The organism is Pseudomonas sp. TH10 (assembly GCF_016651255.1).
Lineage (GTDB): Bacteria > Pseudomonadota > Gammaproteobacteria > Pseudomonadales > Pseudomonadaceae > Aquipseudomonas.
On record NZ_JAEKEG010000142.1, the window covers coordinates 1 to 13,056 of the forward strand.

A 13,056-nucleotide genomic window follows, 5' to 3' on the forward strand; every position below is an offset into this window, starting at 1 on the left:
GCCAACAACACCATTACCGCCAACGGCAACCTGATCCAGGTTATCTACGCGAAAAACCCGACTGAGGTGGACTACACCCAGTACGGCATCAAAGACGCGCTGCTGGTGGACAACACCGGTGTATGGCGTGACGCTGATGGCCTCGGTCAGCACTTGCAGTGCCCGGGTATCGACCGCGTTGTTCTGACTGCACCTGGCAAAGGCAAGCTGAAGAACATCGTTCACGGTATCAACCACGGTGAAATCACCGCTGATGACAAGATCGTCTCCGCCGCTTCCTGCACCACCAACGCCATCGTGCCGGTGCTGAAAGCTGTGAATGACAAGTTCGGCATCATCAACGGTCACGTCGAGACCGTTCACTCGTACACCAACGACCAGAACCTGATCGACAACTTCCACAAGGGCGATCGCCGTGGCCGTAGCGCCGCGCTGAACATGGTTATCACCGAGACCGGTGCTGCTACCGCTGCTGCCAAGGCCCTGCCTGAGCTGGCCGGCAAGCTGACCGGTAACGCGATCCGCGTTCCGACGCCAAACGTGTCGATGGCCATTCTCAACCTCAACCTTGAGAAAGCCGCCACCCGTGAAGAGATGAACGAGTACCTGCGCCAGATGGCCATGCACTCCGATCTGCACAAGCAAATCGACTTCGTCAATTCGCAGGAAGTGGTCTCCACCGACTTCGTTGGCTCGCGCCACGCCGGTGTGGTCGACGCTGAAGCGACCATCGTTCAGGACAACCGCGTTGTTCTGTACGTCTGGTACGACAACGAGTTCGGCTACAGCTGCCAGGTTATCCGCGTGATGGAAGACATGGCCGGGGTTAACCCGCCAGCATTCCCGCGCTAAGCCTTAGCTGCAAATGAAAACGCCCCGACTTTGGTCGGGGCGTTTTTGTTTGTATCTTGCTTATAACTTTTTAGACTTTTTTCCCGGGAGTTAAGCGCTCTCCATGTTGTTGCCTCGAAAGTTACAGGCATAAACTTCCAGCAAAAATAAGCAGTTGCCGATTATTTGAGGTGCGGGTGGGTTTAATGGATCCAACTTAAAATACGTTGGCGAATTGGCGCCATTTAATTGTTCCGTCCAAATACTTGACACTGTCACTTACTGAAACTAGTGTCGCCTGTGACGGCCCGCTCTGCCTTGGGCTTCGTCGGGTTTATTGCTTCTGTGTCCGGTTACAACTCTCCAAAAAGACAGGAATCTCATTCCTGCTCACATCACTATAAATCTAATTAAAACTGTTCCGGCTTAGTTGCCGTGCAGCGCCCTGTTTCGTATTGCTCACCCTGCCGAAAGTGTTTTGCGGTCAAGGCATGTTATTGCCTGGCTTTTACGCGGTTGGTCTATCGGGAGAGTCGAACATGGCGGAAGAACGATCGAAGTTGTTGTCGCTGTTACCGCGCCTGGTGGGGTTGGGAGTCCTGGGTTTTGTCGTCTGGTTACTGATGTCGACACTGCTGATGCCCCTGGTGTCGGCCTCTGCCACCCGGGCGATTTTGAATGCGCCGGTGATACTGCTCACTACGCCCATTGATGGTGTGGTCAGTGCGTTGGACGTCAAACCCGGTGCGACCTTTGTCCAGGGCCAGAAAATCGCCGTGGTGGAAAATCCCCGGGCGAATCAGGAAACCTTGCTGACCCTGCAAACGCGCCGGCTCACCCTGGAACAGCAGATATCTTCCTCGGCCAGCCAGGCCGAACATGATCAGCAGTATTACGAGGCACTGGAAAAAACCAGTCAGCAGTACCAGACCGCTTTTCATACCCGGCAACTCTTTACTCAAAGGGCGCTGCGGGCCGAAAACAGTGCCGCCAGTGCGCGTTTGATGGACGCCCAGGAAACGGTCGAGCGCAACCTGGAGTTGTTCGTGCAGGGGGCGGTGAGTGGCGCGGTGGTGGCCTCGTCGAAAGCGCAGCTGGCGTCCTTGCAAGGTGCGGCCGAGTCGGTTCGCTCGCAGTTGCGGATCAACGACGGCGACGTCAGTGCGGCCAACAAGCAGGTGTACCTCGACCCGGATCAACTGCGCATGTTCGACCTGACGGCGCAGATGACCACGCTCAAGCTCAGCCTGGAAAATCAGGCACGCAATCGGGCGACCTATCAACAGGAGCTCGACAACCTCAACCGTTTGATCGATGCCGAGCAGAACCGGGTCAAGCTGATGGCCGGGTACGATGTCGTGGCCTATTCGCCGGGTACTGTCCAGGAACTGCTGGCGCCCCAGGGCACGCTGGTGCAGGCCGGTTCGACCTTGCTGCGCGCCACCGATTGCGGGCAGAGCTATGTGATTGCGGTATTCCCGGAGCGCATGGCCAGCAAGATCGATCGTGACAGTGTGTTGACCGTGAAAATCCGCGGCCTTGCCGAGCCGCTCAAGGCCAGCGTGGTGCAGTTGTTATCCAGCCCTTCGGACATTCGCGCCAACTCCTACAGCGTGCCGTTCCCCTACGCCGAGCAGAACTCGGTGTATGTGGTCGGCACCTTTGCCGCCGACCTCACCGATAGCCAGCGCGCCATGACCTGCAACCCCGGGCTATGGGCCAGTGCCGAGGTGTCGCGACCATGAACGGCCTCTTGCGCGGGGTGGTCAGCGTGATACTCATGGGCACTGGCGCGTCCTCATTGGCGGCGGCCGCCAGGCCACAACTGGCGACAATGACCTGCGCCGCGCTCGATCGCGCGGTGGCCACGCAGCCGGCGGGCCCGGTGCTGGTGGCCAGTTACCCGGCGCTGAATGGTGAGCCGGCGCCGATCCTGGCGTTGCGCGGGGTGGCGTTCACTTACGACAACGCCCTGGCGAGCATTGCCTTGTTCGCCTGTGGCAAGGCCGGGTCGGCGCGACGCATCGCCGATGCTCTGGTCTTTGCAACCAACCACGATCCCGAATATCACGATGGCCGTTTGCGCAACGCCTACGCTGCTGGCCCCGTGGGTGCGCCGCCGATGAAGCTGCCCGGCTACTGGAGCACCGAACGCAACGCCTGGAACCAGGACGCCTATCAAGTCAGCAGCGCGACCGGTAACCAGGCCTGGGCGGCGCTGGCGTTGCTTGAGGCTTTTCGCCAAAGCGGCGAGGGCGCTTACCTGGACGCGGCAAGAAAAGTCCTGCGCTGGTCGCAGGACAAGACCTACGACGCCCAGGCACCGGCGGGCTTCAGTGGGGGCTACTACGGATACTTCAATCAGCAGATCCAGCAGAACTGGAAGTCCACCGAGCATAACGTCGACCTGGCGGCTGCGTGGGCGGCGCTCAATGCGCTGGCTCCGGATCAAGGCACAGCGCGGCAGGCGCAGATCGCCCGGCAGTTTGTCGCCAGCCAGTGGGACGCCACGGAAGGGCGCTTTCTGATCGGCACCGGGGCGGATGGCCAGACCTCGGACCGAGTGCGCTCCGGGCTGGACGCGCAAATCTGGCCGTTGATTGCCTTGCACGACCCGCCCGGGGATTGGCGTCGGGTGTTCGCTTTTGTCGATCGCGCGCACCGGTCCGGTGACGGCTACGGCTTCAATCGCGACCCCGATGGTTTGTGGACCGAAGGCACCGCGCAAGCCGCTGCGGTCGCACAGCTAAACGGCCTGAGTGACAAAGCGAAGCCGCTGTGGAGTGTGTTGCTGGCCCAGGAAGCCGGCAATGGCTGGCTGTACGCGACCCCGGCACCGCGCATCAGTACCGGGCTGGCCATAGGCCCGGACTCGGTGACCAACGATTTTTCTATTACCACCTGCCTCCACCTGGGCGCCACGGCGTGGGCGGCGATTGCGGCCACCGGCGTCAATCCCTTTACCGGTTCGCTAGAGGCTGACTGACATGCAGGCACTGGACTCGTTGCAACTGATGCAAATCAACTTCTGGACCCTGGCGCTGGTGATTCTGTTCACCTGCCTGACTCATCGGGACCAATGGGCTGCGCGCGCCGGATTCGGCGCCGTGACCGCGTTGCTGTTGCTCAACTACGCGGCCTGGCGGATTCGCGACACCTTGCCGGACGGCCATTCCGGGTTTGCCACGGTCTGGGCCTACACCTTTTTGTTCTTCGAAATGCTGGCGATCGGTTACACGCTGTTTTCCATCGTCGTCATGCTCTGTCGCTCGGATCACAGCAAGGCTGCGGACGCGGGCGAGCGACGCTTGCGCGCCCTGGGCGTGAGTGCGCCAGCGGTCGATATCTTCATCGCCACGTACAACGAAGGCCTGGAAATCCTGGAAAAAACCATTATTGCCGCCCAGGCCATCGACTACCCGAATTTCACCATCTGGGTGCTCGACGACACCCGCCGGGACTGGCTGCGCGATTACTGTGCCGAGGTCGGCGTGCAGTACGCGCGCCGCCCTGATAACGCCCACGCCAAGGCCGGCAACCTGAACAATGGCTTGCGCCAGTCGGCGGCCGGCAGCAACGCGCCGTACATACTGGTGCTGGATGCCGATTTTGCGCCGCAGCAGCCGATCCTGTTGCGCACCCTGGGCTTGTTCGAAGACCCGAAAGTCGGCCTGGTGCAGACTCCGCAGTTCTACTACAACCCCGACCCGATCCAGCACAACCTGGGCACTTCGGCGTGCTGGGTCGATGAGCAAAGGGTGTTCTTCGACGTGTTTCAGCCGGCGAAGGATGGCTGGGATGCGGCATTTTGCGTCGGTACGTCCTTCGTGGTGCGGCGCGATTTGATCAACGAGATGGGTGGTTTTCCTACAGGCTCGGTCTGCGAAGACATCTACACCACCTACCGGCTGCTGCAGAAAGGTTACGTCACCCGCTGGTTGAACGAGCGCCTGTCGATCGGCTTGTCGGCCGAAGGCCTGACCGAGTACATCAACCAGCGCGGGCGCTGGTGCCTGGGCACCATTCAGGTGGCGTTGCTCAAGGATGGACCGTTGCGCGGCAGCGGTTATACGCTCAACGACCGCCTGCACTACATCCATGGGCTGATGCACTGGTTTTCCAAGCCCTTCATCCTGATGATGCTGGTGTCGCCGGTGCTGTACTGGTACTTCGGAATTGCCGGTTTCTACGCCACACCGATGGACTTTCTCGCGTTTGGCATGCCGGCGCTGATCGCATTCTGGGGCTACGGCACCTGGGTCACGGACCGGCGCACCTTGCCGATTTTCACTGAGGTCACGCAGATCGTTGCTTCCCTGGCCGTGACCGCCACCATCGCCAGCGCGATGATCCGGCCGTTCGGGCGGCCGTTCAAAGTGACCGCCAAAGGCCTGGATCGCACCAAAACCATGGTGCACTGGAAGCTGTTCGGGTTCTTTTTGCCTTGACGCTGTTCTCGCAGATTGGCGCCTATATCGCGATCAGCACTGCCGCCTCGTTCGACGGCAACATGCTGTTCAACCTGTGCTGGACGGTGGTCGCGCTGGTCTACAACCTGGCAACGCTGGTCGCCTGTGTGGATCGCCCGCGCTTGCACGGTGAAGAGCGTTTTCCGTTCAACAAGCCCACGGGGTTTCGGTTTGGCGGCAAGGTGCTCGCCGGGCGCCTGGTGGATATCTCCCTCAGCGGCGCGTCGTTCGAGTGCGCGTTCGCCTCGTCGATCAAGCCGGGGCTGTGCGGGCAGATGTGGGTCGACAAACTGGGTTGGCTGGATGTCGAGGTGATGCGCAACCACGGAGACAATCAACTGGGCCTGAGGTTTGCCGAGCTTGATGAAGCGCTGCGGCGACGGTTGATTGCGCGGTTGTTCAGCGATGCAACGATCAATGTCGTCAGCAAGGCGGAGCCGGGGCTGGCGTTCGGCACCTTGTTACGGCGTGCATTGCTAGGTGAAAAATCAGCGGCGCCGCGTTTGCCTGCGCCGGCCAGGGCGTCGTCCTACACCCCGCTGCGTCGCTGGCGACCGGTCAGTGTGCGTTCGCGTAGACAGCCGTTGCCGCATGTCAGCGTCAGTCGGTCAGGCCTTTGGTCTTTGCTGCTTTCACCCTTGCGAGCTCTGCTCGGCCAACGATTTTAGGTGCGCGCCATGAACAGTTGCTTATCGACCTCATACTTTATGTCATTGCTTCTGCTGGGTGGTTGTTCGCTGGAGCCGACCTACGAGAAACCCGATGCACCGATCGACCAGCAATGGCCGGCCAACACGGCCGGCGAATGCTGCGCGGGCAAACAGGCGTTCGACAAGGATTGGCGCGGCTTTGTGGTCGATGACCGCCTGCGCCAGCTGATCGACCTGGCGCTGGCCAACAACCGCAGCCTGCGCCAGTTCGCGGCCAGTGTCGAAGAGGCGCGGGCGGGTTATGCCAGTGCGCAGTCCGGGCTGTTCCCGACCATCGGCATCGACACCTACGCCGGACGCAGCAAGTTGCCGCCGCTGGTGCGCACTCCCAATGGCGGCGACAGTGCCGGCAGTATTGCCAACACCTTCCAGGCCACCGGTGGTTTCACGTCCTACGAGCTGAACCTGTTCGGTCGCATTCGCAGCCAGCGCAATGCCGCCGGGGCCCGGTTCGAAGCGTCTGAGGGCGATTACCAGGCCGCACGCCTGGCGCTGATCGGCGAAGTGGCCAGTACCTGGTTGACGCTCAAGGCCAATCAGCACCTGCTTGACCTGGCGCAGAATACCTATCAGTCCCAGGACCGCTACGGGCAGTTGCTGCGCAAGAGTTTCAACCTGGGTTCCAGCGCCCGGATCGACGTGCACCAGGCCGATGCGCAGACCAATACGGCGGCGGTGCAGGTCAACACTTACCGGATGCAAGTGGCGCAGAACAGCAATGCCCTGCGGGTGCTGGTGGGGCAGCCGGTGCCGCTGGGTTTGCTGCCCACGGGTGTGCTCGGCGAGCAGTTGGCGACGCTGGACGTGCCGGCCGGTTTGCCGGCGTCATTGGTCGAACGGCGCCCCGACATCATGTCGGCCGAAGCCCAGCTGCGCGCTGCCAATGCCGACATTGGTGCCGCCCGTAGCGCGTACTTCCCGACCTTTTCCCTGACCTCGGCCCTGGGCAGCCTGACCGGGGACTTCTCGCGCCTGCTCACCGGCCCGGCGGAGTTCTGGACCGTGGCGCTGGCGGGGTCGTTGCCATTGATCGATGGTGGTGCCCGTCGTGCACAAGTGGACGCCAGCCATGCGCGGTTTGACGGGCAAACGGCGGCGTACGAGGCCACGGTGCAGAACGCTTTTCGGGAAGCGGCCGATGCCTTGAATGCGCGTCAGGAGATGCTCACCCAAGTGCAGTTCCAGAAGAAACTGGTGGGGGATTATCAGGAGGCTTACCGCCAGTCCCGCCTGCGCTTCGAGGCTGGGCTGGACAGCTATTTTTCAACCATGGATGCACAGCGTTCGCTGTTTGACGCGCAGCAGAAGTGGGCCCAGCTGGAGTTGGCCCGGGAGATTAACCAGGTGACCTTGTACAAGGCGTTGGGTGGGGGCTGGGGTGGCTCTTTGAAGGTGGCTGGGCGGTGATGATGCAGTGATGCTGCTGGCCCCATCGCGGGCAAGTCGAATCGTCGCACCGCCGCTCCCACAAGGTATTGGTGGTGTCTGCAGCATTTGTGTTCGGCGCAGATCACTGTGGGAGCCGGCGGTGCGACGATTCGACTTGCCCGCGATGTCGATCGATCAGGCGCCGCCGACCACAGACGCCTGCGCCGTGCGCAATTCATGGCGATTGCCGCGGAACAACACCAGGGTCGCAATCAGCCCCAGTACCGCTGCGCCCGTCAGCCAGATCCCCGGTGCGGCCTTGTTATCCAGCACATGAATCAGATAGGTACAGGCTGCCGGAGTAAACCCGCCGAAGGTTGCGGTCGCCAGGCTGTAGGCCAGGGAAAAACCGGTGGTGCGCACTTCCACCGGCATGATCTCGGTCAGCGCCACGACCATGGCACCGTTGTACGAGCCGTACAGGAACGACAGCCACAACTCGACGATCAGCAAGTGACTGAAGCTCGGATTGGCCACCAGCCAGGACAGGGCAGGGTAGGCGGTAAGAATCGCCAGAAGCGTCGCCGCCAGCAGCAGGGGTTTGCGCCCGACCTTGTCGGAAAATGCGCCCATCACCGGTAACCAGAAGAAGTTCGACAAGCCGATGCACACCGTCACCAGCAAGGCATCCAGGTCGGACAAGTGCAGTTCGGCCTTGCCGAAGGTCGGCGTGTAGGCGGTGATCAGGTAGAACGACACAGTGGTCATGACCACCAGGGCCATGCCGGCGATGACGATGCCAAAGTTCTGGCCGATCGAGCGGACGATTTCGCGCAGGGTAGGGCGGTGTTTACGCGCCTGGAACTCCGGCGTTTCTTCCAGTGAACGACGAATCACGAAGATCACCGGCACAATCATGCAGCCGATCAGGAACGGCACGCGCCAGCCCCAATCGCCCATTTGTTCCGGGCTCAGCCAGTGGTTGAGGCCGACGCCGAGCAGGCCGGCGAAGACCACGGCCGCCTGTTGACTGGCGGACTGCCAACTGACGAAAAAGCCCTTGCGGCCCGGCGTGGCGATTTCCGCCAGATACACCGAGACACCGCCCAGTTCGACGCCCGCCGAGAAGCCTTGCAACAATCGGCCAAACAGCACGATCAGTGGCGCGGCAACGCCGAGTGTGGCGTAGCCGGGAACGCAGGCGATCAGCACCGTACCGGCGGCCATCAGCGCCAACGTAATGATCAGGCCCTTGCGGCGACCATGACGGTCAATGTAGGCACCAAGGAAAATCGCCCCCAGCGGACGCATCAGGAAGCCGGCACCAAAAGTGGCCAGCGAGAGCATCAGCGAAGCGAAGGCGCTGTCGGCGGGGAAGAAGGTTTTGGCGATGGCGGTGGCGTAGAAGCCGTAGACCATGAAGTCGAACATTTCGAGGAAGTTGCCGCTGACAACGCGAAAGATCGCTTTGCCTTTGCTCGTGGGGGTAGACATGTGTAGGTACTCACGCTGGTAAATCTTGTTTGAAAACACGGCACCTGTACGCGCGGGCCTGCTCGCGATGGCGTGGGGTCAATCAGCATGGCTGTTGGCTGACGCACCACGGTCGCGAGCAGGCTCGCTCCCACAGGTTTTGCGTTTGCCTGACGGGCGCCGGCAGCCCTCGCTCCTCTGCGCTCTGAGGTCCATAATGGCCGGCGCGGTTTTGCGGGGAGATGAAGATTTGTTAACTGGACGGTGGGGTGGGCTTGTGGTGCTGGCCGTGGTTGTGTCCGGCTGCGGCAACGGTGACTCCATGGAAAGCTTCGGGGGCCCACCATGGGCAGCTCCTATTCAATCAAGTATGTGCACCGCGCCGGCCTGCCCGCACCCGCTGAGGTGCAGGCGCAGGTGGAAACAATCCTCGACCGGATCGACCGGCAAATGTCGACCTACCGCAGCGACTCCGACATCGAGCGCTTCAACCATCTGCCTGCCGACCACTGTCAGAACATGCCCGCGCCCGTCCTCGAACTCGTCCGGGTCGGCCAGCAGCTGTCACAGCAGAGCGAAGGCGCCTACGACCTGACGGTCGAGCCGCTGCTCAACCTCTGGGGATTTGGTCCGCAATCGCGCCAGGAAGTCGTCCCGAACGCCGAAGCACTGACCCAGGTGCGTCAGCGGGTTGGGTATCGGCATCTGCACATCAATGGTGAGCAGTTGTGCAAGGACGCAGCTGTCGAAGTCGATTTCAACAGCATCGCCGCAGGTTATGCCGTCGACACCATCGCGGCCCGGCTCGACGCCATGGGTATCGACGATTACCTCGCCGAAGCCACCGGCGAACTCAAGGCCAAGGGCAAAAAGCTCGATGGCTCACCCTGGCGAATCGCTCTGGAAGAACCGCGTGACGATCAGCAGGTCGCCGAGCGCATCATCAATGTCGACGGCTATGGTGTTTCCACCTCTGGCGACTATCGCAACTATTTCCTGCAGGATGGTCAGCGCTATTCCCACACGTTCGATGCGCGTAGCGGTGCACCAGTCCTACACAACCTGGCGTCAGTCACGGTGATTCATCCTTCAGCGTTGATGGCCGATGGACTATCGACGCTGTTGCTTATTCTTGGTCCCGAAAAGGCGTGGGACTATGCCGAAAAACATGACATAGGTGCATTCTTTGTCATTCGTGCCGATACAGGTTTCGTCATCCGCACCAGCAAGGCTTTCGAGCGGCTCAGTGGCGCAAAAACTGACTGAGGGCAATACGAAAGCTGGCGTTGTAGTGCAGGCAAAAGTAGCCTACGACGCGACCAAGGGTTAATGTGCGCGGCGTTGACGCTTCTATAGACTGTGTCCGGGTTCTTGATTGACCCCCAATTGTTCCTTCGCGCCGCCGTTCGGCGTGATTTAGCCGCAGGTGCCGCTGGCACCGCGGCCTGTTCTGAGGAGTACGCATGGCTGTCTACAACTACGACGTGGTGGTGCTGGGTTCCGGCCCGGCGGGAGAAGGCGCGGCAATGAACGCCGCCAAAGCAGGGCGCAAGGTCGCGATGGTCGACAGCCGTCGCCAGGTCGGCGGCAACTGCACCCACCTCGGTACCATCCCGTCCAAGGCACTGCGTCACTCGGTGCGGCAGATCATGCAGTTCAACACTAACCCCATGTTTCGGGCGATTGGCGAGCCGCGCTGGTTCTCCTTCCCGGACGTGTTGAAAAGCGCCGAGAAGGTCATTTCCAAACAAGTCGCTTCGCGTACCGGCTACTACGCCCGTAACCGCGTCGACGTGTTCTTCGGCACCGGCAGCTTCGCCGATGAACAAACCATCGAAGTCGTCTGCGCCAACGGTGTCGTCGAAAAACTGGTGGCCAAGCACATCATCATTGCCACCGGTTCGCGTCCATATCGCCCGGCGGACATCGATTTCCACCACCCGCGTATCTACGATAGCGACACCATCCTGAGCCTCGGCCACACCCCGCGCAAACTCATCGTTTATGGCGCCGGCGTGATCGGCTGCGAGTACGCCTCGATCTTCAGTGGCCTGGGTGTACTGGTTGAGCTGGTGGACAACCGTGGTCAGTTGCTGAGCTTCCTCGACTCGGAAATATCCCAGGCGCTGAGCTATCACTTCAGCAACAACAACATCACCGTGCGCCACAACGAAGATTACGACCGCGTTGAAGGCGTCGACAACGGCGTGATTCTGCACCTCAAGTCCGGCAAGAAAATCAAGGCCGACGCCTTGCTCTGGTGCAACGGCCGTACCGGTAACACCGACCAGCTGGGTCTGGAAAACATCGGCGTCAAGGTCAACAGCCGTGGCCAGATCGAAGTCGATGAGGCTTATCGCACCTGTGTACCGAACATCTACGGTGCCGGTGACGTGATCGGCTGGCCAAGCCTGGCCAGTGCCGCTCATGACCAGGGCCGTTCGGCCGCTGGCAGCATCGTCGACAACCACAGCTGGCGCTTTGTGAATGACGTGCCGACCGGCATCTACACCATTCCGGAGATCAGCTCGATCGGCAAGAACGAGCAGGAGCTGACCCAGGCCAAAGTGCCGTACGAAGTCGGCAAGGCCTTCTTCAAGAGCATGGCGCGTGCGCAGATCGCCGGCGAGCCGCAAGGCATGCTGAAGATCCTGTTCCATCGTGAAACCCTGGAAGTGCTGGGCGTTCACTGCTTTGGTTATCAGGCGTCGGAGATCGTGCACATCGGTCAGGCGATCATGAGCCAGCCGGGCGAATTGAACACGTTGAAGTATTTCGTCAACACCACGTTCAACTACCCGACCATGGCCGAAGCCTATCGGGTAGCGGCGTACGACGGCCTCAACCGGCTTTTTTGACGGGCTCCGGCCGGTGGCCTGAGCCGGCCGGGGAGACCGATTTCAGCAACTCTCGAGCGTGGCAGTGGCCAAACCGGGAAAGTCTGTAATCAGGCTGTCAACGCCGAAGTCAGCGAGTCTGCGCATCAGTGCAGGCTCGTTGACGGTCCACACCGACACATGCAGCCCCTGACGCTGCGCCTTCTGCAGGCGTTCCGGCGTACACAGCGTCCAGTTCAGCGCAAGAATCTCACAGCCATAACTCTGGGCGACCTTCAACGGGTCGAGCCAGGCGTATTCGGCTACCAGTCCGCGTGACACGTCCGGCACCAGATCCAGTGCCGCTTTCAATACTTCCCGCGAACTCGAGGTGATTGTGACCTTGTCCAGCAGGCCATGACGCTGAGCCATTTCCCGAATGGCCAGCACAGTGGTTGCCGCGCGGGTGCGTGAAGCGCTTTTGACTTCAAGCTGCCAGTGCTCGAAATCGCACTTCTCGAACAACTCTTCCAACGTTGGAATCGGGCATGGCTTGATCCAGCCCGGGCCGCCCTTGCGTGCGTCGTAGGTCACCAGATCCGCCGCAGTGTGTTCGACGACCTTGCCGCGCCGTTCGGTGGTGCGCTTGAGGGTCGGGTCGTGGATGACCATCAACTCACCGTCCTTGGACAAGTGCAGATCCAGTTCGCAACGGCGCACGCCGTGCTTGAGACATTCCTGAAAGCTGGTCAGGGTATTTTCCGGTGCTTCGCCCTTGGCGCCGCGGTGGCCGTAGATGAGGGTCACGGTGCTTCCTTATTTAAATGCCAGATTCGTTCTGTTCGCGGGCCAGACGTCGTTCCTGGGCCTGCTTCTGCAAGATATAGCGGGCAAGCAACTGGCGCTGGGCATCGGTCAAGTGTTCGAACTCGGTGCCGATGTCGTAGCCGTCGCCCTTGGGATCGCAATGGGTCACCCGGGCGCGCAGCAGCAGGCCAAGGGCTTGCGGCATCAGCACCAGCTTGATCGACAGGTGTGCGCCGGTGGCGATCGGTGTCGGGTGCTGAAAGTCGATCCCGCCCTCAGAGATGATCACCGGCTGTGGTTCGCCAATTTGGCCCAGCACGGTCAGGGCGACCACCTGGCTGAGCAGGTCGATACGTTTGTTCTGGGATTTCAGGAACGCGGCGATGGCCCGGTCGCGCTCGCTGATCTGGCGCAACAGGTGTTGCGACTCGAATTCGCTCAGGTGCAATTCGCTGAGCAAATTGAACAGTGGAGAAGCATCCTGCAACACTTCCTGGCCCGCGGCTTCGACAGCGGACAAAGGCCGAATTTCCAGTGCGATCGTGTCCTCGATACGGTAGTATTCGCGGCGATCTTCTTCAT

General features: G+C 61.0%; 10 protein-coding genes and 1 pseudogene. 8 read left to right on the forward strand and 3 right to left on the reverse strand.

The window, feature by feature from the left end; all coding sequences use genetic code 11:
• The 6 genes from JFT80_RS19955 to JFT80_RS19975 form a co-directional block, all read left to right on the forward strand.
• Positions 1-852, forward strand: an 852-nt coding sequence (locus tag JFT80_RS19955) for a glyceraldehyde-3-phosphate dehydrogenase (protein ID WP_201149032.1), incomplete at its 5' end; no start/stop codon positions are given.
• 518 nt (positions 853-1,370) lie between these two features.
• On the forward strand, positions 1,371-2,576 hold the full coding sequence (locus JFT80_RS19960; RefSeq protein ID WP_201149033.1) for an HlyD family efflux transporter periplasmic adaptor subunit: 1,206 nt from the start codon (positions 1,371-1,373) through the stop codon (positions 2,574-2,576).
• Positions 2,573-3,817, forward strand: coding sequence for a hypothetical protein (locus JFT80_RS19965; RefSeq protein WP_201149034.1), 1,245 nt, complete (start codon positions 2,573-2,575; stop codon positions 3,815-3,817). Before JFT80_RS19960 ends, JFT80_RS19965 begins: the two co-directional genes overlap by 4 nt.
• A 1-nt stretch (position 3,818) precedes the next feature.
• Positions 3,819-5,279: a glycosyltransferase family 2 protein gene (locus tag JFT80_RS19970; RefSeq protein WP_242483001.1), complete on the forward strand. Its 1,461-nt coding sequence runs from the start codon at positions 3,819-3,821 to the stop codon at positions 5,277-5,279.
• On the forward strand, positions 5,276-5,968 hold the full coding sequence (locus JFT80_RS24580; protein WP_242483002.1) for a PilZ domain-containing protein: 693 nt from the start codon (positions 5,276-5,278) through the stop codon (positions 5,966-5,968). The genes JFT80_RS19970 and JFT80_RS24580 overlap by 4 nt, the downstream gene beginning before the upstream one ends.
• 39 nt (positions 5,969-6,007) lie before the next feature.
• The gene (locus tag JFT80_RS19975; protein WP_242483003.1) at positions 6,008-7,417 is read left to right on the forward strand and encodes an efflux transporter outer membrane subunit; all 1,410 of its coding nucleotides are present in this window, start codon (positions 6,008-6,010) and stop codon (positions 7,415-7,417) included.
• 156 nt (positions 7,418-7,573) lie between these two features.
• Here the strand turns inward: JFT80_RS19975 and JFT80_RS19980 are convergent, their stop codons facing one another.
• Positions 7,574-8,872 (reverse strand): MFS transporter, encoded by a 1,299-nt coding sequence (locus JFT80_RS19980; protein WP_201149036.1) that lies wholly within the window; start codon positions 8,870-8,872, stop codon positions 7,574-7,576.
• A gap of 196 nt (positions 8,873-9,068) precedes the next feature.
• Here JFT80_RS19980 and JFT80_RS19985 point away from each other — a divergent pair.
• Together JFT80_RS19985 and sthA are read left to right on the forward strand one after the other, a co-directional pair.
• Positions 9,069-10,117, forward strand: a pseudogene (locus tag JFT80_RS19985) (FAD:protein FMN transferase).
• Positions 10,118-10,314: 197 nt separating this feature from the next.
• On the forward strand, positions 10,315-11,709 hold the full coding sequence (gene sthA, locus JFT80_RS19990; protein ID WP_201149037.1) for a Si-specific NAD(P)(+) transhydrogenase: 1,395 nt from the start codon (positions 10,315-10,317) through the stop codon (positions 11,707-11,709).
• 42 nt (positions 11,710-11,751) lie between these two features.
• On the opposite strand, the gene JFT80_RS19995 is transcribed toward sthA, so the two are convergent.
• The gene (locus JFT80_RS19995) at positions 11,752-12,474 is read right to left on the reverse strand and encodes a glycerophosphodiester phosphodiesterase (protein ID WP_201149038.1); all 723 of its coding nucleotides are present in this window, start codon (positions 12,472-12,474) and stop codon (positions 11,752-11,754) included.
• Between the two features lie 13 nt (positions 12,475-12,487).
• Positions 12,488-13,056: PilZ domain-containing protein (locus JFT80_RS20000; protein ID WP_201149039.1), on the reverse strand; the 569-nt coding region annotated here is incomplete at its 5' end.